Below are 20,954 nucleotides of genomic sequence, written 5' to 3'. Positions count from 1 at the left end.
TGTTTATGCCTATTTGTTATAAAAGTGTTAAAATTAGCATTGCGTGAAAATTACATCAAACATACAAAAGGAAAATACAGTCAAGGATATGTAAACTGTAGCTAGAGTGCCTTAAGAATTGTATCAACGGTAATCGTTCGCATGGCATCTTCATAACCAGCTACTTTCTTGTTCCCATACACCGAAGTTGGTAGTTTAGGAAACCCATTTCTATCCGATACCAAAGCATTTTCCATTGGTTGATTAAAAGGTGAAAATCCCGAATACGGATGCGTAGCGCCCCAAAGCGTAATGACTTTTACACCAAGCATGGCCGCAATATGCGCATTCCCGGAATCCATGGAAAGCATGACATCAAGATTGCTAATGAGTTGTAATTCCTGCTGAAACTTAATTTTTCCTGCAACAACAATCACATTGTCTTTATTCGCAGCAAGCGAATTTAAGAGTTCTATTTCCTTTTTTCCACCGCCAAAAAGCAGAATAGTTTGGGTTGAATCCAAAGCCAATTGATCAATCACTTCCTGCATCAAATCCAACGGATACACTTTAGAATCGTATTGTGCAAAAGGTGCAATTCCAATTAGTTTCTGATGATTGGTTCCAATTATTGTTGAAATCTCCAGACTTAAAACTACCTTTTCAGGAAAAACTACATGCGATAAATTAACATTAAAACCGAGTTGTTCAAACACTTTCACATGTCTTTCGAACATCGTAGGCAGTTGCTGGAACACTTTATTCTCGGCTTGCGTCAAAGCTTTCTTCTCTTCTCTTCCTTTATCCACCGAAGCTGTTTTTTTTCCGCTTAACGCAAAAAGGTTTTGGATTATTTTAGAACGTAAAACGTTATGTAAGTCGGCGAAAGCATCAATTTCTAAACCTTTCAAATCTTGGAACAAACGCAACAATCCTAAAAATCCTTTGTGTCGTTCTTTTTCATCGAAAGCAAAAAAAGAAAGATTAGGAATTCCTTCAAAAAAGGGTTTAAAAAAAGGTCTAGAAATAACGGTGATTTTTACTTCTGGGTACTGATTTACAAAAGCGCGTAAAACAGGAACCGTCATGGCGACATCTCCCATTGCGGAAAGTCTCATGACGGCTATATGTTTGATAGTAGTTGACAATTAATTAATGTTTAAAAACCATTAAGGTATTGAGGAAAACTTAATGAATCTTAATACCTTAATGGTTCAAAAAATATTTTTTTACTTCTTGTTCTGATACAAAACAGGATTCAATTCATCGTCATTGTACATTTTCATTTGTTTGTACACTTTCATGAATTTATCACCGTTTTCGATGTCTGTTAACAAATCATCTATAGCGGCTGACAAATCGGATCTTTGTTCCAATAAAATATTCAATTTGGCCTGACATTTATCTCTGTGGTCTTGGGAAGCTTCAGAACGAGTCGCTTCTTCATTCATGTGATAAATTTTTAAAGCTAAAATTGACAATCGGTCAAAAGCCCAAGCTGGACTTTCTGAGTTGATTTTTGCCTCCTCTTTTACTACAACATGACTGTATTTTTGAAGAAAATAACTGTCAATATATTCCACCATGTCCGTACGTTCTTGATTAGAAGCATCGATTCTTCTTTTCAAAGTCAACGCTGCAACTGGATCGATATTTGGATCCCGAATAATATCTTCAAAATGCCATTGAACGGTGTCAATCCAGTTTTTGTGGTATAACAAATGTTCGAATTTATCCTTCGGGAAAGGATTGTTTATAGGCTGATCGACATTATCAAATTGATGATAATCCTTGATACTTTGTTCGAATACGGAGTACGCTAGTTTTGAAAACATATCTTTATATATTAAAAGACAAAGATACTTTTTATACTTTTATACCATAAAAAAATAACTAGAAGTTTAATTACAAATATACAACCATGCAAATTCATTATTTATCAGAAGGAAACAGTGTCCTTAATCATTTTTTGGGGCAAATACGGAATGTGAATGTTCACAATGACAGCATGCGTTTCCGAAGAAATATTGAGCGTATTGGCGAAATAATGGCGTATGAATTAAGTAAAGAACTGCATTACGCACCCATTGAAATCCAAACGCCGTTAGGCATAAAAAATACGACTGAGATCAAAGATCAGTTGGTTTTATGCTCCATTTTACGGGCTGGCTTACCTTTGCATCTGGGTTTTCTGAACTATTTCGATAATGCCGAGAATGGTTTCGTATCTGCTTTTAGACATCATCCCAATAATGACGATTACTTTGATATTTTAGTCCAATACCAAGCCATCGCTGATATCAATGGGAAAAATTTAGTACTAGTAGATCCCATGCTTGCCACAGGTCAATCCATAGTTGCTGTTTACAATAAATTAATGGAAAATGGGACACCAAAAGAAATTCACATTGCAGTTGTGATTGCCGCGCCTGAGGGAATTGCTTATCTAGAGGAATACTTGCCAGAACAATGTCATCTTTGGGTGGCTTCCTTAGATGAAAAATTAAATGAACACCGCTACATCGTCCCAGGATTAGGTGATGCAGGTGATCTTGCCTATGGAAATAAGTTATAGCTGGCTAAAAAAAGCAAATAAACTGCAGATAATTAGTACTGAAAGTACCATCTCTTGCTTTAATTTAAGCTGTGGTATTTCTATATAACTAGTTGCCATTATTGCTAAAGGTGCAACCGTAAAAATTAATAGGTCATTGCTTTTATTAGATGAGATCAAGAAAATAAGTACTCCAATAAAAAAAGAAGCAATGATTTTTTTGAAAGAAGTATGCAATAGTTGTGGTCTGCCTGATAATGTGGCAAACATAGAGACTAGAAAAAATAAAGCGATTGTAGCATAGATTGACAAAGCCGCATTTTGATAATTATTAGTAAAATAATCAATGCTAAAGTTTGTCGTTACACTATTAGTTATGTATTCTAGCACGTTTACATTGAACACTGTAGCATATACTAAGAAAATAATTGAAGTAATAAAAAAAGCAATAAAAGGCAGTATCCAGTTTCTATAGTCTCTAGAAACATGGAAAATTATAGATATAAAAACCAATACAATAAAAATTATACTCCAGAAATGAAATAATGTTGCCAGAAAAATCCACAAAGAAGCATCAAATATTTTTTCTTTGGACGCTTTCAAAGATTGTAACGAAATCAATCGGCGTAGGGCTAATAAAATAAAGAAATTAGACAAAATCAGACTTAAATTATCCAGTACGGTTGGAAAAAAAAGCAGCAATAAAAAATAAAAAAAGATCGTGTAGGTACTGTCTTTGCTCAATCCGTTCTTTTTAGCTACAAAATCTGTAATGAAGATAGAAGCCAATAAAAGACACAGTAATCCACCCTTACTTAGCATTAATAAAAAGGAATTGGTCCAAGATAAATCTTGAATTTGAAACAGGAAAAAGAAAATCAGCATTAAAATTAAGACCAATGAAAAATTTAATGGTGTAGATTTTCTAAAAACACTTGTTATCATAAGGATATTTTATACTTTTGTGTTCGTAAATATAATACTTGTTTAAAAAGTAAACCCTGCAAGTTCAAAAAGATTCTTCTAAATAAGACTTTTTACTTTCCAGAGTTCCTCAAAAACAATTAATAAAATTAATTTTATACATTATGAAATCATTTTTCGAAGGAATACAGTACTTATTTGTAAATATTTTATTTGCTCCTCTAGACTTTTTACGCTCATTAGAGCTATCTTCTTGGTTTGTTGCTAATACAATCAACTGGATTTTCATGATTATTTGTGCCTCTGCCATGGTGTATTGGATCAAACAATTGAAAATTTTTGAAGACGCTGGAACAGAGAAGCAAGATACTACCGCTCACTCTTTCTTAAAATAATATTTAAAAAAAAGTGAACGATAATTGGAAATTATTTTAAATCGTTTCCAATATCTTTTCTAAAATACATCTTATCAAAGTGTAGCTTGTCTATATTTTGGTAAGATTTTTTTATGGCCTCTTCAAAATCATTTCCATACGAAGTTACGGCTAAAACCCTTCCTCCATTTGACACTATATTTCCATTATCCAGTTTGGTTCCAGCATGAAAAACAATTGAATCTTGAACGTTCTCTAATCCAGAAATTACTTTTCCTTTTTCGAAATCCTCCGGATATCCACCAGAAACAACCATAATTGTAGTGGCGCTTCTTTCGTCAATTTCTAAGGTGATTTCATCCAGTTTTTTATTGGCTACAGCCAAAAACAATTCTACTAAATCTGTTTTCAATCTAGGAATCACGACTTCGGTTTCCGGATCGCCCATTCTTACATTATATTCTATTACGATTGGCTCATTATTGACATTAATCAACCCAATGAAAACAAAACCTTTGTAAGGAATTCCATCTTTTTGAAAACCATCAATTGTTGGTTTTACAATACGTGTTTCAATTTTTTCCATCAAAACAGCATCAACATAAGGAACTGGAGAAACTGCTCCCATTCCGCCTGTATTCAATCCTGTATCGCCTTCGCCAATGCGTTTGTAATCTTTAGCAGTTGGCAATATTTTATAATTTTTTCCATCGGTGAGAACGAAACAGCTTAATTCTATTCCGTCAAGAAATTCTTCTATTACCACTTTAGAACTGGCGTCACCAAATTTTTGATGAACCAGCATGTTTCTTAATTCTTCTTTGGCTTCTGCCAAATCTTGAATAATCAAAACCCCTTTTCCTGCAGCTAATCCATCAGCTTTCAAAACATAAGGCGGTTGCAGCGTTTCCAAAAATTTACATCCATTTTCCACCGTTTCAACTGTGAAACTATCATAAGCGGCAGTTGGAATGTTATGTTTGATTAGAAATTCTTTGGCAAATTCTTTACTACCTTCCAATTGTGCTCCCATTTTTGATGGACCGATGACCGGAATATGATTTAACGCAGGATCATTTAAAAAGAAATCATAAATCCCTTTTACCAAAGGATCTTCTGGTCCCACCACTACCATTGCTACTTTTTCCTGAATTACAAATGCTTTTATGGCTTCAAAATCAGTTGGACTCATCGCAACATTCGTCGCTATTGAAGCAGTTCCAGCATTTCCTGGCGCTACAAAAAGTGTGTCGCAAAGCGGACTTTGAACCATTTTCCATGCAAAAGCATGTTCTCTTCCGCCCGAACCCAGTAGTAAAATTGTCATGTGTAGTTGTGTTTAGTTGTCGTGCAAAAATAGTTCGTTTTATGTTGAAATAATAATTTTTTTTACTTACTTTTAACGTTAGTAACGCTAAAGATATGATAATTTCATTTGGCTCTAAAGAAACCGAAAAAATATGGAATGGAATTGTTGTAAGGAAGCCTTCAATTGAATCCCACAAGAAAAAACATTCTTATACCTGCGAAATGACAAAGTGGGCTCCTGACGACCTTGGGCAAATAACTGCTCTTCCGGAAGAAATTCAAAAAATTGGCAGACGAAAATTAAGAATGCTTAACAATTCGCAAGATTTGAATGACTTGAGAATACCTCCATCTAACCGATTAGAAAAATTAAAGGGCACTTTAAAGGATTTTTACAGCATTCGAATTAACAATCAATGGCGTATTATTTTTATTTGGAAAGACGGAAATTCAATTGCTGTGGAAATAATAGATTATCATTAAAATCGTTAAAATGGAAAAATTAAAAAACATACATCCAGGTGAAATTCTGTTGGAAGAATTTCTTATTCCTTTAGAAATATCAGCCTATAGATTAGCTAAAGATTTGAAAATTCCACAAACCAGAATTTCTGAAATTACTAAAGGAAACCGACGAATTACAGCTGATACCGCTTTGCGTTTAAGTCTGTATTTTGGCAATTCTGCGAAGTTTTGGCTTGGTCTTCAAGATGATTTTGACATTGAAGAAGAAAAGGAAAATAAAGCCGAGGAATTGCAATCCATCAAACGTTTTGATGTTTCAAAAGTAGCGTGATGTTTCCACTATTCGACTTATCCTTGCGACTAAATGGCTTTCCTATGAAGGAAGCTAAAGCCGAATTGCGGAAAATTGTAGCCTTTTCTGAAAAAGAACATCAAGTTTTTGTTCAAAATAAAAAATTGGAAATTGTCCATTTTCATTTGCAAAATAACGCTTTTTATAAAGATTTAGTCGGTTCAGAAAATTATGAAAACTGGGAAGATTTACCAGTTCTAAATAAGAAAAACTTACAAAAACCATTACTGGAAAGACTTTCAAAAGGCTATTTCGTTAAAAACAGTTATGTAAACAAAACTTCCGGTTCCAGCGGGACTCCGTTTATTTTTGCCAAGGACAAATATTGTCATGCCTTGACTTGGGCTTCAAATATGTACCGTTTTGGTTGGTACGGAATTGATTTTAATACTTCCTATCAAGCGCGGTTTTATGGAATTCCGATGGATTTTATTAGCAACAAAAAAGAACGTTTCAAGGATTTTTTAAGCCATCGTTTTCGGTTTTCCATTTTTGATTTATCGGATGACGTTTTAGAAAAGATACTGAAAAAATTTCAGAATGAAAAATTCGATTACATCAATGGCTATACGAGTTCCATTGTTTTATTTGCTAAATTTTTGCAAAAGAAAAACATCGTATTAACTTCAATTTGTCCGAGTTTGAAAGTTTGCATGGTAACTTCTGAAATGCTTTTTGATGACGATAAAATGCTTTTAGAAAAACAATTTGGCATTCCTATCGTCAATGAATATGGTGCTTCAGAATTGGATTTAATTGCTTTTCAGAATACGGAAGGAGAATGGCAAGTGAATTCAGAAACGTTGTTTGTAGAAATTTTAGACGAAAATAATAAAGCGGTTGCAAATGGTACTTCGGGCCGAATCGTCATTACCTCCTTGTTCAATAAAGCGCATCCTTTTATACGATATGACCTTGGTGATATTGGAATTTTGGATGAAAAAAGTACGTTACAAAAACCCATTCTGAAAAAATTAATAGGAAGAACTAATGATGTAGCAGTTTTGCCCAGCGGGAAAAAATCACCTGGACTTACCTTTTATTACGTCACAAAAAGTATTATTGAGGATGACGGAAACGTCAAAGAATTTGTGATCAAACAGACCAAAATAGACTGCTTCGAAATTGAATATGTCAGCGAAGCCGAATTGAATTTGGAACAAATAAAAAAGATTAAAAAGGCGATTGAATTGTATCTCGAACCGCATTTGAATTTTATATTTATCCGAAAAAATAGTTTAGAAAGAAGGAATCGAGGAAAATTAAAGCAGTTTAAATCGATGCTTTAATGGTTTTAGAATAGCGTGGTTTGAGTAGCAATTGTGTGAATAAAAACCCGATCATACAAAGCGTTGCGCCAATTAAATTCAAACGGTGATGCGTTCTATAAACCGAAAAATTATGTTTAATCAGATCGAGTTTAGAGGCCGAAATCGAGTTTTCTCGAATGCGATACAGCGCTAAACTTTCCGGAACAGGTTGTGCGAATTGTATTTTTTTTAGAATAGTCAACCACATCATCCAATCTTGCCGTTTCCGAATTGAGGAAATAGCAATTTTTCCAAAATAATTGACATCATAGATTCCCGTAAGGTTCCCAATATAATTACAAAAAAACAACTGTTGGTACGAAAGATGCAAAGGCGCTTCTACTCTTTTGTTCAAAGGTATGCCTGCTTCGTTAATGCAATCATAAAATGAAAAGGTGAAAGGAAGGTTATTCGCTTTCATAAAAGTAAGCTGTTTGTCTAATTTTTCGGGTTTCCACAAATCATCCGCATCTAGAAAAGCAATGAATTTGCCAGTTGCTTTCTCCAAAGCAGTATTTCGGGCAATTCCAGTTCCAGCGTTTTTCTGGAGTTGAAAAAGATGAATTCTATTGTCATTATTCACGATTTCTTCAATAATGGAAATCGTTTCATCTGTTGAACAGTCATCCACAATAATCATTTCCCAGTCCTGATACGTTTGATTTTGGACTGATTGGATCGTTTCTGCAATGAATTTAGCCGAATTAAAAGAGGGTGTGATTATGGATACAAGTGGGTTTTCCATTTCTAATATGCTTTTTTATCACCTCTTAAAGTGTTGTATATTGTGATGAAAATGATCTTTATGTCTAATAAAATAGACCAATTTTCCATGTAAAAGATGTCAAATTTGACGCGGTTGATAATATCCTCATCGGTTTCTACTTCACCTCGAAATCCTTTAGTTTGAGCAAGCCCCGTAATTCCTGGTTTGACAAAGTGACGCACCATAAACTTATCAATTTTTAGAGCATACATTTGGGTATGACTTACCATGTGCGGTCTAGGCCCAACAACAGACATATCTCCAAATAATACATTGAAAAATTGTGGAAGCTCATCAATGCTTGTCTTGCGTATAAAGCGCCCTATTTTAGTAACGCGTATATCATTTTTACAAACCTGATTTAAATGTGCCTCCTCATTAATCTCCATCGATCTGAATTTGTAGCAACTAAATTCTTTATAATTTAATCCGTTGCGCTTTTGGATAAAAAACAAAGGTCCTTTGGATTCCCACTTAATTAAAATTGCAAGAATTATACTCAACCATGAAAGCAGACCAAATATGACTACAATCGAAAACAAAAGATCAAAAACGCGTTTGATTATCTTATTCAAAGTATCATCTAACAAGATATTTCTCAACGAAATTACCGGGATGTAATTGTAATATTCAAAAGTGAAATTTCGAGAAAGAATTTGCTTTTCATCAGGAATAAACTTTAACGTCTTCAGATTATTATCAGCAAAATAAACGATCTCATTCATCTGATTTTGTGTTAAATCACGCATCGAGCAATACATTTCATCTATTTTTTGCTCTAAAACATAGTCAAAACTCTCCCGAAGAATGCGGGTTTTATCCTTTTCAAGATCAAAAACACGTTCTAACTTATATCCATAATCTGGATTCTCCGTAAAGAAATGCTGTAAGGGTTCAATACTTTTAGCTGTTCCTAATAAGATAACCGTTCTGAAATTCCCACCGAAAAGAACTCTGAATTTCTTTAGAAAGTAATAAATACATAATTTAACCACTAAGATTACTGCAAGTGATAGCGCAGTAAAAAGGACAACTTTTTTAAAACTAGAATTTTCCGAATCAAAAAAAGCTAAGGCGAGACAAAAAAGAGTAAACAAAACACCTTGCTTTAGGGCGCAGTTTAGTATTGATATCACTTTAGTGTATCTGTAAACTTCGTAAAAGCCAAGGTTTGCAGCGATGACAAACCAACTGACACTGATAAATAAAGGATAAAAAATCTTATCTACAGGGAAGTCGGTCAAGTATACTGAAAGTACATTGATAACAATCAAGTCTATGACAAATGAAAAAGGGCGAATATAGCCTGAATATCTTCCCGTTTTGGTTTTCACTACTTTATACAATTAGAAAAGTCATGCTACTTTTCTTTTACTACTATGATTACACTCCGACGCCAATAATAAGTGGCTGTAAAAAGCACTATTTTCACACCTAAATTATACTTTTTAAAACAAAAACAACGAAGTGGGTTAGCTAAATTTTAAAATAATTCATTGCTCACTTATACTCCGCAATCCAGCGTGTAAAGATGGTTTATATTAGTACCATAAAAGATTAAACATTGTATAATAAAACCATACATAGCCTTTAAAAAATAATTTTTGCGTCTAAATCACGGCTTTAAAAAATATATTTTGAAAAATCCTTATGTTCTTCTTTAGACAGCTCTTCTATAGACAAGGATTTGAAATAATCGTAGGTGATTTTCATTCCTTCGGCCCTGCCTACTTTGGCTTCCCAGCCTAATAACTTTTTAGCTTTAGTAATGTCAGGCTGACGCTGTAAGGGATCGTTTATTGGTAACGGATGATAAACCACTTTTTGATTCGTTCCGGTAAGTCTGATGATTTCTTCTGCAAAATCCTTTATTGTTATTTCATCTGGGTTCCCAATATTTACTGGAAAAACATAATCTGAATGCAGTAATCTGAAAATACCTTCTACCTGATCATCGACATAACAAAAGGAGCGCGTTTGCATGCCGTCACCAAAAATCGTTAAATCTTCGCCACGAATCGCCTGACCAATGAATGCTGGAATCACACGTCCATCATTGAGTCGCATTCTTGGACCGTAGGTATTGAAAATGCGCACAATTCTAGTTTCTACTCCGTGAAAGGTATGATAGGCCATGGTAATTGATTCCTGAAAACGTTTGGCCTCATCGTATACGCCTCTTGGCCCTATCGTGTTTACATTACCGTAATATTCCTCGGTTTGTGGATGGACCAATGGATCTCCATAAACTTCAGAAGTAGAGGCGATAAGAATTCTGGCTTTTTTTACTCTAGCCAATCCTAAAAGATTGTGCGTTCCCAAAGAACCCACTTTCAAAGTTTGAATTGGAATTTTTAAATAATCTATTGGACTTGCCGGTGATGCAAAATGAAGTATATAGTCTAAATTACCTGGAACGTGAACAAACTTTGTAATATCATGGTGATAAAATTCAAAATGTTCCAATTTGAATAAATGTTCGATATTTTTTAAATCTCCTGTGATGAGATTGTCCATTCCGATAACAAAATAACCTTCCTTGATAAAACGGTCACAAAGGTGTGAGCCTAAAAATCCTGCAGCTCCGGTGATAAGTATTCTTTTCATGAAATATTTTTGTGTTCGCAATATATAAAAAATGCTCGTTTTTAAAAGCGAATTATAGAATTATATTACGTCTTCTTTTTTACTAAACTGCAATGGCGACTTAGAATCATAACCTATGGCGGTGTTAAATAAATAAGAAAAATTATTGCCGTTTTACTTCCTTATGATTTTCACAGCATTGTGTAATTTAGCTTTTAATCTGGAACGACGAAATGGCTATTAATTTCACTGCAATCTAAATTAATGAAAATCATAAAGACTGGTATCAATTTTAAAAATTATTTTTCATCCAAGAAGTAGTTATTGCCACGCTCTCCTCTAATTTATAAGGTAACTCTCCACATAGTTTTTCTAATGAGGTAGTATCATATACCATATTTGTGATTAGGTTATTTAATCTAAAAGTCGTTAATGGTGGATTTTTCCAACCTACTTTTTGAAGTGCATCGCCTATTTTGGAAGCCATCTTTAAGGGCAACATTGGTATAGTTTTTATCTGTTCTTGATTAAATTCTACAGCAATCAAGTTAGCCCATAATTTCAATTCTAAAGCTGGATAATCCGCTAAATAGTAATTTTGGTAAACCTTTTCCTTTGACGCAAACAGTATTTTTTCTATTTGAAAAGTCGTATTGTGCACAAAACCAAATGATTTTTTAGGATTATGGTTTCTGGGAATAAAAAACATTTTTTTTCGAACAGCATCAAAAAAAGTTCGGTATGGAATTTCGAAATATGGTCCCCAAATAGAAGTAGGTCGGACAATTACAAAATCATGGTTGGCTTTTTCTTTTACTATTTTTTCTCCAATCACTTTACTTTCTCCGTATAAATTAGGAGGACAAAAATCGTCAAATGATTCAGGCGCATAATCTATTCTGCATACCATTCTACTAGAGGCATAAATCGTTCTTTTGATGGTTGGATATTTATTTATGAGGTCGATTATATTTTCGACACCTTCGATATTTGTGGCATATCCCGTAATAGATTGTTTTTCATCTAAATCTGTTCGTGCTGCTAAATGAATCACATAATCCGGGTTAAAGGACTCAAAACATGCTGCAAGATCTTTTTGATTTAGAATATCTCCTTTGACCCAGTTTTTTATAAATGATTTATTTCTGGGCTTTTTAATATCATAATTGATAACCTGATGATTTTTAGAGCTCAAATATTCAACAAGGTTTGAGCCTATAAAACCTGAACCTCCTGTTACTAGAATCTTAACCATAAGAATTAATCCTTTTTTGATGTTTTTTTATATAGTAAATCAACTTCAATATATTTGTTTTTATGTCCTAAATTGAAATCAAGCATTCCAGAAAGTTCAAAATGCTTACTCAAGAGATGCGTGTTCATTTCAGTAAATGAAGGTTGATTTGTATAAAGTTGTTCTAAATTAGCTTCAATTATAATATAATCTATGTTTTTTAATGATTCTTCAGCCCCTTTTAAGACTTCTAATTCATAACCTTGAACATCTAATTTTAACAACGTAATTTCGGCCTTTAAACTATTTGTCAATAAAAGAGAATCTAGCGTTTTAATTTCTACCTTAATCTGCGACAAGTCATTCTCTTGTTTTGGGTAGTGTATATTGTCCGAGCTGATATCTAATATAGAACTAATATGACCGTATTTGTTTTTGTTGAAATTGATTACACCCACCTCGTTTCCTAGAGCAAGGTTGTATGTTTTGACTTTTTTATTGGAATCGAATAATTTTTCGATTTTTAAATACAAATCTGGTAATGGCTCAAAGGCGTTTATTTCTGCGTTAGGATAAAAATGGCTAGCGACTTTAGAGAACTGGCCTGAATTAGAACCTACATCAATAATCGTATCTAACTGGGGTACCATTTTTTTTAAATTAGAAACTACTTCAAAAGAAGCTATGGAAAAGAGTTTTCCTTTAACTAATTGTAAAGCCCATTTAGATTTTGCAACAATAAATAGCTGTTTGATCAGTGTAGAATACCTCATTATTTTTTAATTGTCTAGCGCTTCTATTAACTTAATTTTACTAGTGCAAGGTAAAATAAAACCTAAACAATATCCTGTTTAACACTACTATTTTGCTTTTATTGTTTAATTAAAGATACCCACTGATTTTAAGGGTTTACTGCTATAAATATTGTGTGGTTTATCAAGAAATAAAAGATCAATTGAAGCATTTAGGGTTCCATTTACGAGCATTAGAAAACGGATTCTATGATAAATTTACTAAGGAACAGCTGGAAGTTGATGGTACATTTTATAAATAAATTAAAATACATCAAGAAACTTAATTCCTTTTTTTTATCAAATCTTTCTCAAACTGCGGCAATATACTTTCGAGAGCAAAATTTTCTACCACGTATTGTCTGGCTTTTAATCCCATTGATTTTGCCATTTCTGGATTTTTTTTTATCCTAAACAACAGTTGTTTTATGATTTCAATGTTGTTTTCATGGAAATAAAATCCACCTTGAGAATGCTCAAAGTTATTTTTTATCTCAGAATCTCCATGGCCAGTAACTATGGAAGGCTTTGCGCTTGCCATCATTCCCAAAATTTTTGAAGGCATCACTAGGTCTTTGAACTCTGGTTTTTGGAACAATACATGGACATCTGCATGACACAACAAATCATTTAACTGATTGTAAGGTACTGGTGGACAATAGGTAAAATTCCCAAGACTTTGCAACTGCCCCACAATCTCCTCTCGTTTTGCTCCTTCACCAACCAAATAAAAATGGAATTCAGGATGAACCTGCATTGCTGTTACAAACTCCATGTAGAAATCCCAGTCTTGTTTTTCACCAATGTTACCAGAGTAAAGAATGTTGAACGTAGTAGAACTACTGAATGTCTTGTTCTCTTGGGCAGTTTCAGGATTTATCATAGAATAATCGATCCAATTAGGAAAGTAAATTGGATTAACCTTAGATTTTTGCGCTAATTTAATCATCATGCCTTTACTGATGGTGCTGCTACAGTCCGCTCGGTTTAATGTCCATTTTTCAATTTGAAATAAAATCGTAGAGGTGATCTGATGCTTCGACGGCATCTTAGTCTTAAAGGCGGCATCAAATTCAAAATCCTGAATGTGAATCCATAACATACCTCCTTTACTTATTTTTAAAAACCAACCCAAGATAATGGAAACTGTGAAAGGCACAACGACAATGATCACATCTGATTTTTTGATTTTTAAACCATTAACAACAGAACCAATAAAAAAATGAACCATTTGAAGGACTCTCTTAAAAAAAGTTGGTTTCGCGGGCGTGTATTGCTTGAATCTATATACCGTGACATGGTTTATCGTTTCTTTCGAAAAAAGGGGGCTATCAACATAATCAGCATGGACCTTCCAGTGCGGATAGTAAGGAACGCCAGTTATAATGCTAACCTCATGTTTGAGCGCCAAAAATTCGGCCATACCTGTAGTGTATAAACCAATCCCGCTGTCCTCTGGAAAATAATTATGCCCAATTATAGTAATTTTCATAGGTGCCGTTTATTTCCTTATTGTTTCTAAAATTATACTTTCTAGAGTAGTAATAAATTTAGTTTCAGTAAACCTAAGCCTAGCATACGCGCCATTTGCTATTGCTTTTTTTTGCAATTCCTCCCAATTTGAAATTGCGTATTTCAATTTTGAATACAGATCTTCTTCACTTTTTTCGACGCAAAAAACAGCATTTTCCTCTGAACAAATATCCGGAATTCCGGCATGTTTTGTAGTAATTATTAAGGAATTAAAAGCCATCGCCTCCAGAATACTAATGGGTTGTCCTTCCATACTGAAAAAAGTGGGTAAACAAAAAACATTTCCCCAAATCAACAAGTCTTGCTTGATTGTGCCGGAGACAATTCCCAGATAGGCTACATTACTTAATTCTGCCAGCAATGCATCTACATTATTGTCTTTGATTTTATTTCCTGCGATTTTAACTTCAAGAAATAGACCCTCTTCATTCAGTCTTTTTATCACTTTAAGCAACAGGTTTATCCCTTTTTCCTCTAATAGATTACTTAAAAAGAAAAGTCGTATTGCTGAAAAATCTTTTTGCTGCAACACTATTTTCTCAGAAAGCAATAATTTATCTTCCACAAAATTATACAATTCACAAACAGAATCCTCCGCAATAAATGGAGTCAAATTATCTCTTAATGAATTAGAAAGTACGATTCCTGTATCGAATGAAGCAATGAGTTTAAAAAAAAGGGCTTTTTTTATTCCATGTAATGACTGATATTCTTTTTTTAGATGGTTGCTGTGCAAATGAAGGAGTGTCTTCTTGTTTAAAATTTTCGCCAAAATGATGAAAGGTGCGTATTTTACAACGCCAAAAAATGTAATACCAATCGTGATATAAACAGCATCAGCTGTAAAAATTTTGTAGCTCTGAAAATAAGTCTTTAGGAAGGACAATTTCTCAAACGAGAAATCACCAATGGCGCTATTGACAGTATCTGAAAGTTCCGTATTTATTTTTTTTACATTCCAACCCCTCTTGGACAAGCCATTTGCAACAACTTCGTTCGACAAACTAATTCCTTTTGGTGGACCTGGAAAAGGGCCAATGATAAGCACGTTCTGTCTCATTTTGAACTATTTTTATCAAACTCTGAACTGTAAATAAACATACTGCTAATAAAGGAGTAAATGATTATTCCGTTTTGCCGTTCCAAAACACTTTCGAAAAGAAAAACAAAAATAAAAAATAATAAAAAAACGATTGCTTCCGGATTCTTTCGTTTAATAAACTTTTGAATGAAATAAAGTAACGAAAAGAAATACAAACAAACACCAACAACACCAATAGCGATCGCTATTTGAAGAAATTGATTGTGCGCATTATAATTTTCTTTGGATAAAAAATCGTAACCATCCAAAGCCAATTGTTTGCTTAAAACTTCTTGGGCATCTCCTATGCCATATCCCAAATAATTTGAATTTTGAATTACTTTTTCACTTGTATTCCATAGAATATACCGAATTCCAGTGGATGTTTCCTTGTTATTTACCACTTTACTGCTGTCGAATAGTTCTAAAAAACGGCCTCTGATTTCAGTAACACAAAGTGATAAAAGAAATAATCCGATAAAAACAAACACCAATTTAGCCGTGTGTTTTTTATCCTTTTTAAGGAATAAAAAAATACCAGATAGAACAAAAAAGGAAGCGATTACACCTTTCCTGGCTAGTATTAAAAGTCCAAAAATTAAAATCAAAAACAAAATAGAATTGAAAATCTTGTTTTTGAATCCTTCTATCAAAATAAAAAACAAGGCGATTGAAAAAAAGATGGAGCTATAAATAGGATGTTCATTCAAACCCCAAAATTCATACGTTATATAGGAATAGTAAGTATACAAATCCAGTTTTTGGCTAGAATAACCCAATTGGAATAAGTAAATAAATAGCAGACTTGAGTAGATACTAGCAGCAATAATAAACGTTTTCCGGAATAGTTTATTAAAAATAATTTTTGTTTCCAAAGTCAAAAAAGAATATCCAAGTGGAATGAGGACAATGGGAATACACCGAATTAAAATTGTAAAACCCCTTTGAATATTTTCCGAAAACAGTAGGCTGACTGCATAGCTAATGAAGAAAATACTGCCTATAATTAGCGTTTTTATTTCAATTTTAATGGTTTTTCTGTTTTTAAAAAGCGAAAAAAGACTCCAGACAAAAAAAACAAATACCGTTAAAGGCTTTAGTTTAAAAGGCAATAAAACGAATAAACCACAAAAAAAAGCAACATAAGTGCCTATTTTTTCAAGTGTGAAATCTTTTATTTTCATCCTCATTGTTTCTGGAAATTACTAGAATTTGTTTTAAGAGGCATTTTAATTTTAACTCTTTTTAAAATAAAATAAAGCACATAAAGCGCCATCGAATAGTAGATAAAGCGATGGGAAGACCTAAGGTTGTATTCAAAACTATGAACTACATATAAAGCTAAAACCAAAAATTGGAGTACTGCCCATAAGTATTTTTTATGAAGGACTTGAGTTTTTATAAAAAAATCTACTGCGGCAAAATAATAACCCAATCCCGAATAATAAAAAATACTGAAAAGTGGGTATCTAGCCAGTTCACCTATGGCTGTATAGGGAGCGATTTCATTTATCCTGAGTTTTGAGGCAATTGCATACCAGTTTGTCAACCTTCCAGGTAATGGGTTTAATGTGGTGACTAAATTACGTATAGAAGCATTTTCATAAAGGTGAATGGTCTCCGAAGTAGCATAAAATCCAAAAATAAACGTATAATAAATATTCATGATTGTATACTTGAACAGAATCTCCGGTTTAGAAACCGTTGCCTTCAAATAGGGAATAAGCCCATGCGTATTGGACTCCAATCGCAGCGAAATATTATACCCAAAAAAAACAATAACAAAAGGAATAAAGAAAACAAAAAATCTTTTGGCACGCTTATGATTCAAAAATACCGAATAACTTAATCCAAATGCTACTAAATAAATTGTTGCTGACCTACTCCCCACTCCTATCCCAACGGTCATTGCAATAAGAAAAGCCGCTACTGCAAGAGATCTATTTTGCCTGTAAAGCGTCCCTGACAATAGGCAAAGCACAATAAATAAATTTTGATAAATAATTTTAAAAATTGAATTGTCCTTAGGGATATATTCGACCCGATAAAACAACATTGAACCATAATCAATGTAAACCAAAACGATGCAAACAATAGCTATCGCAAATATTACGATGGAAATTTGATTGGTATTGAGCTTTATATTTTGAACGTTTATGATTTTGATCCGCTGCTTCGCTAAAGTAAAATACGATTTATTCAAAAAGGAATATATAAAAACGCCTATTAAGAAAAGTAAAAGCATTTTTATGTAAACTAAAAAGGTTCGGTTAAACTTATTTTTTCCAATAAAATCAAATTGAAAAAAATTAAATTTCTCATACCTAGGATAGAAATTATGATATAGAACCGTTGAAACTAAAACCCCAATAAAGAATAACACAAAAACATCAACAGGAGACAGCAAAAATATTTTTCGCTTCCAATAGAGCATCCCTACCAGCAAGAACAAAAAAAATAAAATTACGATCATCATTCTATGTTTTGGAAATACTAGCTTCTTTCAAGCGCTTTAATTGCAGCGTTTGTATTGTAAAAATTGGCTGTATGTCCTACAATATACATATAGAGCTCGCCCTCTTTCTCGTCCATTAAGGAAATTTGAGGACTCGATTCTGGTCCTTTGAATACTTTAATAGAATACGTTGGTGTTTTGTAAACTGGAATACTATCCGCATTTGTAGCTTCATACCATCCAGAAGCATTCTTCCCTACAAATACCTTTCCTGTTAACCGGTTTAAAACGACTAAGGTATACTCATTAGCCTCTACTTGATAGAGTTCCATTTGATATTTTTGTTTGTTTACAATTTCTTTTAGACTGAAAGAATCCGCTTTCTTTTCCTCCTCTTTACAGGATACTACCAATGCTAAAACAAATATCAAATAAATATACTTTTTCATTTTTTAGTTTTTTTTAATTCAGATTTTGTACAAATATAGTAGCTATTTTTAATTTTCATTATTAAAACACATTATAATCATCACCTTTTAATATCGTTTCCTGTATCTTATTTTAGGTTCTAATTACAATAACGTTTTCTTTTTAACAGCAAAATAAAAAATAAGTAAAACCATAATTATATCAACACTTATACGAAGAATAACTAAATTTTTAAAACTCATTTGTCCCATAAAGTACAGCAACAATACTACAAAAATATAAATCAAACAAGAAAAAACAAGCGCGTAATTATATTGTTTTAATGCCCCAAAAGCTACTAATGAACAACTTCCTATGATAATGGAACTACTGATCACTGGTATCAATACTACCAATTGTTTCAGTAAATAAGCATACTTCCCCATGGAAATCCCACCAAAAAACACCATTAATTCTTCGGAGAAATAATAAATACTTCCTGCAAACAACAAAGCGCAGCAGATAGTAAAAAGAACTAGTTTTTGTAAGAATAGTTTATTCCTAGTGCGAACAATAGAAGGAAAAACAGCTTGTTGAATGACTTCAAATGGAAAAATGAAAGCGAAAATTATTTTAGACGCAATGTCAAAACCGGAGACTAAATTTTTAGAACAGAAATAACCAATCAAAAAGATGGTTCCGAAATTTAAAAAAAGTGTTGAAAATCGTCCTAAAAAAAATAAGTATCCTTCTTTTAGGTACAATTTCAGCGTCGCTAGAGGAACGACTATAAATTTAAAGTTGGATACTTTTTTCAGGAAATAAAATCCCAATCCTCCCCAAACTAAGTTCGAAAGTACCAAAATAAATACATAGACTAAGATATGACTAGCATTTTTTACAAACAGTATTGTAAGAATAACCAATAAAGATCTTGAAATAACACTAACAATGGCAATGGGTTTCATTTTTTCGATTCCTTGAAAATACCAAATTGGAAATAAAATTTCTCCAATTCCCATCAGTAACATAAAAAATAGCAGGTGGATAACTTTCGTTATTTCATCATTGAAAGAAAATAACCCCAGAAGCACAAAACCAAAGACAAATAATCCTGTTTTTATAGTTAAAATGGCAGAAATAATTTCGTCTATTTTAGCCTTATTTTGTTTGTTTTCAACAATATATTTTGCCACATACATGTCAAACCCAAAATTAACCAGTATTAAAAAGTATTGCGTAAAGGAATCAACCCAAGTAAGAATGCCATAACCATGTTCTCCTAAAGTCCTTATTAAATAACCCAACAAGATATACTTTGAAAGTATATTGGTAAACTTAATAACGCTAAAATAAAAGAAGTTATGTGCGACTTCATTACTTAATGATAGGTATATTTTTCTCCACATTTACTTTCAAATGAGTTGTGTTTCCTTAGACTAAATTGTTTCGTCCCATGTTTTAATTTCAATATCAAATGTCTTTTTGATCTTACTTTTATCTAAAACACTGTAGCGAGGTCTGTGTGCAGGGGTTGGATACTTTGAGCTTGGTATTGGTTGTAAATCAATTTTGATGTTGTTAACTTCAAATATTTTTTGGGCAAAATCAAACCAGCTGCATGCTCCTTCGTTACTGAAATTGTAAATACCGTAAGTGTTAATTTCTGGATTTTTAAAAGTATACAAAATAATCTGTACCAATACATTCGCTAAATCCACCGCATGTGTAGGGGTTCCTATTTGATCATCAACCACCGCTAATTCGTTTCTTTCTGTGGCCAATCGCAACATTGTTTTCATGAAATTATTCCCAAATTGTGAATAAACCCAGGATGTTCTTACGATAAAATAGCTTTGTAAAATGCTTTGAATCGCTTCTTCTCCATCTAATTTAGTTTGTCCATAAACGCTTTGTGGATTTGGAATTGCTTCTTCTGTGTACGGTGTTTTTGCGTTTCCATCAAAGACAAAATCCGTAGAAACATGAATTAATTTGGTTTTAAACTCTTTGCAGGCTTCCGCCAAATTTTTGGCACCGGTCACATTGATTGCAGTTGCTTTATCTGGTTCGCTTTCGGCCTTATCAACGGCAGTGTACGCAGCTGTATTAATACAAAAATCAGGTTTAATTGTGTTGAAAACGGACGCTATTTCTACCTTTAAAGTAATATCGAGTGCTTTAGAATCACAAAAAACAAAATCAATTTGAGAGTATTTATCGGCAACAAATCGAAGGGATTGCCCCAATTGTCCATTCGCACCTGTTACAAGCACTACTGGGCGCATTTTGCGTTCTCTAAGGTTGGCAATAGGTGGTCTTTTTCAGAAATAACTAATTCCGTTGCTGGAAATTGCCAATCTATATTGAGTTGCTCATCATTATACATAATTCCACCTTCTGAATCCTTGTTGTAAAAATTATCACATTTATAAAAGAACGTGGCTGTTTCGCTCAATACTAAAAATCCATGCGCAAAACCTCTTGGTACAAAAAACTGCCTTTGATTTTCGCCAGAAAGTACCACTGAAATGTGCTGCCCAAAAGTCAAAGAATCCGGTCTAATATCTACCGCAACATCTAAAACTTCGCCTTGTAAAACGCGTACTAATTTAGCTTGTGCATGGATTCCGGTTTGATAATGCAATCCTCTAAGTACGCCTTTAGTTGAAAAGGATTGGTTGTCCTGAACAAAATGAACGTCTTGATGGACTCCTTTTTGAAAGGTATTCTCGTTGAAACTTTCCATAAAATAGCCCCTTTCATCTTTAATGATTTTAGGTTCTATAATATAACATCCTTCGAGTGTAGTAGGTATAAATTTCATAAATTAT

The 20,954-nt window shown here is 33.2% G+C and carries 22 protein-coding genes; 5 read left to right on the top strand and 17 right to left on the bottom strand.

Annotated elements, in window-relative coordinates; all coding sequences use genetic code 11:
- Positions 1-101: 101 nt before the first annotated feature.
- Positions 102-1,097, bottom strand: coding sequence for a glycosyltransferase family 9 protein (locus tag BUC11_RS10210; protein ID WP_073353830.1), 996 nt, complete (start codon positions 1,095-1,097; stop codon positions 102-104).
- 111 nt (positions 1,098-1,208) lie between these two features.
- On the bottom strand, positions 1,209-1,814 hold the full coding sequence (locus BUC11_RS10205; protein WP_073353829.1) for a DUF4254 domain-containing protein: 606 nt from the start codon (positions 1,812-1,814) through the stop codon (positions 1,209-1,211).
- Positions 1,815-1,900: 86 nt separating this feature from the next.
- Between BUC11_RS10205 and upp the strand changes: the two genes are divergently transcribed.
- The gene (gene upp, locus BUC11_RS10200; RefSeq protein ID WP_073353826.1) at positions 1,901-2,554 is read left to right on the top strand and encodes a uracil phosphoribosyltransferase; all 654 of its coding nucleotides are present in this window, start codon (positions 1,901-1,903) and stop codon (positions 2,552-2,554) included.
- Here the strand turns inward: upp and BUC11_RS10195 are convergent.
- Positions 2,549-3,478 carry a DUF6427 family protein gene (locus BUC11_RS10195; RefSeq protein ID WP_073353825.1) on the bottom strand — a complete coding sequence of 310 codons (930 nt, stop codon included), beginning with the start codon at positions 3,476-3,478 and terminating at the stop codon, positions 2,549-2,551. The two genes, upp and BUC11_RS10195, sit on opposite strands and share 6 nt — an antisense overlap.
- Positions 3,479-3,621: 143 nt before the next feature.
- On the opposite strand from BUC11_RS10195, the gene BUC11_RS10190 reads away from it, so the two are divergent.
- Positions 3,622-3,852 (top strand): DUF6341 family protein, encoded by a 231-nt coding sequence (locus tag BUC11_RS10190; protein WP_073353823.1) that lies wholly within the window; start codon positions 3,622-3,624, stop codon positions 3,850-3,852.
- A 31-nt stretch (positions 3,853-3,883) separates the two neighbouring features.
- On the opposite strand, the gene purD is transcribed toward BUC11_RS10190, so the two are convergent.
- A complete protein-coding gene (gene purD / locus BUC11_RS10185; RefSeq protein WP_073353822.1) occupies positions 3,884-5,158 on the bottom strand; it encodes a phosphoribosylamine--glycine ligase in 1,275 nt (424 codons plus the stop codon).
- A gap of 95 nt (positions 5,159-5,253) precedes the next feature.
- Between purD and BUC11_RS10180 the strand changes: the two genes are divergently transcribed.
- Genes BUC11_RS10180 through BUC11_RS10170 form a run of 3 tightly spaced genes read left to right on the top strand, consistent with a single transcriptional unit; the run spans position 5,254 to position 7,245 of the window.
- Positions 5,254-5,622 carry a type II toxin-antitoxin system RelE/ParE family toxin gene (locus BUC11_RS10180; RefSeq protein WP_073353821.1) on the top strand — a complete coding sequence of 123 codons (369 nt, stop codon included), beginning with the start codon at positions 5,254-5,256 and terminating at the stop codon, positions 5,620-5,622.
- Between the two features lie 10 nt (positions 5,623-5,632).
- Positions 5,633-5,935, top strand: coding sequence for a HigA family addiction module antitoxin (locus tag BUC11_RS10175; RefSeq protein WP_073353819.1), 303 nt, complete (start codon positions 5,633-5,635; stop codon positions 5,933-5,935).
- Positions 5,935-7,245, top strand: a complete 1,311-nt coding sequence (locus BUC11_RS10170) for a phenylacetate--CoA ligase family protein (protein ID WP_073353818.1) — start codon at positions 5,935-5,937, stop codon at positions 7,243-7,245. Before BUC11_RS10175 ends, BUC11_RS10170 begins: the two co-directional genes overlap by 1 nt.
- On the opposite strand, the gene BUC11_RS10165 is transcribed toward BUC11_RS10170, so the two are convergent.
- The 13 genes from BUC11_RS10165 to rfbC form a co-directional block, all read right to left on the bottom strand.
- Positions 7,229-8,011: a glycosyltransferase family 2 protein gene (locus BUC11_RS10165; protein ID WP_073353817.1), complete on the bottom strand. Its 783-nt coding sequence runs from the start codon at positions 8,009-8,011 to the stop codon at positions 7,229-7,231. The genes BUC11_RS10170 and BUC11_RS10165 overlap by 17 nt on opposite strands.
- Before the next feature lie 2 nt (positions 8,012-8,013).
- Entirely contained in the window at positions 8,014-9,366 is a 1,353-nt protein-coding gene (locus BUC11_RS10160; RefSeq protein ID WP_073353873.1) for an exopolysaccharide biosynthesis polyprenyl glycosylphosphotransferase, read from the bottom strand.
- Between the two features lie 289 nt (positions 9,367-9,655).
- Entirely contained in the window at positions 9,656-10,639 is a 984-nt protein-coding gene (locus BUC11_RS10155) for a UDP-glucuronic acid decarboxylase family protein (RefSeq protein WP_073353815.1), read from the bottom strand.
- A gap of 271 nt (positions 10,640-10,910) precedes the next feature.
- Positions 10,911-11,873, bottom strand: a complete 963-nt coding sequence (locus tag BUC11_RS10150; protein WP_073353814.1) for an NAD-dependent epimerase/dehydratase family protein — start codon at positions 11,871-11,873, stop codon at positions 10,911-10,913.
- A 5-nt stretch (positions 11,874-11,878) separates the two neighbouring features.
- Positions 11,879-12,625 (bottom strand): FkbM family methyltransferase, encoded by a 747-nt coding sequence (locus BUC11_RS10145; protein WP_073353813.1) that lies wholly within the window; start codon positions 12,623-12,625, stop codon positions 11,879-11,881.
- A 301-nt stretch (positions 12,626-12,926) separates the two neighbouring features.
- On the bottom strand, positions 12,927-14,135 hold the full coding sequence (locus BUC11_RS10140) for a WcaI family glycosyltransferase (RefSeq protein WP_073353811.1): 1,209 nt from the start codon (positions 14,133-14,135) through the stop codon (positions 12,927-12,929).
- Positions 14,136-14,144: 9 nt separating this feature from the next.
- Positions 14,145-15,236, bottom strand: a complete 1,092-nt coding sequence (locus tag BUC11_RS10135) for a glycosyltransferase family 4 protein (RefSeq protein WP_073353810.1) — start codon at positions 15,234-15,236, stop codon at positions 14,145-14,147.
- Positions 15,233-16,441, bottom strand: a complete 1,209-nt coding sequence (locus BUC11_RS10130) for an O-antigen ligase family protein (RefSeq protein WP_073353808.1) — start codon at positions 16,439-16,441, stop codon at positions 15,233-15,235. Before BUC11_RS10130 ends, BUC11_RS10135 begins: the two co-directional genes overlap by 4 nt.
- 2 nt (positions 16,442-16,443) lie before the next feature.
- Positions 16,444-17,502, bottom strand: coding sequence for a hypothetical protein (locus BUC11_RS10125; RefSeq protein ID WP_139259452.1), 1,059 nt, complete (start codon positions 17,500-17,502; stop codon positions 16,444-16,446).
- A 248-nt stretch (positions 17,503-17,750) separates the two neighbouring features.
- Positions 17,751-18,161, bottom strand: coding sequence for a hypothetical protein (locus BUC11_RS10120; RefSeq protein WP_073353805.1), 411 nt, complete (start codon positions 18,159-18,161; stop codon positions 17,751-17,753).
- Positions 18,162-18,284: 123 nt separating this feature from the next.
- Complete coding sequence (locus BUC11_RS10115) at positions 18,285-19,529, bottom strand: oligosaccharide flippase family protein (RefSeq protein WP_073353804.1); 1,245 nt, start codon at positions 19,527-19,529, stop codon at positions 18,285-18,287.
- A gap of 30 nt (positions 19,530-19,559) precedes the next feature.
- Complete coding sequence (rfbD, locus tag BUC11_RS10110) at positions 19,560-20,408, bottom strand: dTDP-4-dehydrorhamnose reductase (RefSeq protein ID WP_073353802.1); 849 nt, start codon at positions 20,406-20,408, stop codon at positions 19,560-19,562.
- On the bottom strand, positions 20,396-20,947 hold the full coding sequence (gene rfbC / locus BUC11_RS10105) for a dTDP-4-dehydrorhamnose 3,5-epimerase (RefSeq protein ID WP_073353801.1): 552 nt from the start codon (positions 20,945-20,947) through the stop codon (positions 20,396-20,398). Before rfbC ends, rfbD begins: the two co-directional genes overlap by 13 nt.
- Positions 20,948-20,954 lie beyond the last annotated feature (7 nt).

Origin of the sequence: Flavobacterium xanthum (assembly GCF_900142695.1) — a bacterium.
GTDB classification, from domain to species: domain Bacteria; phylum Bacteroidota; class Bacteroidia; order Flavobacteriales; family Flavobacteriaceae; genus Flavobacterium; species Flavobacterium xanthum.
Note: the sequence above shows the minus strand (reverse complement) of the source record. Positions and strands in the feature narration are given on the sequence as shown.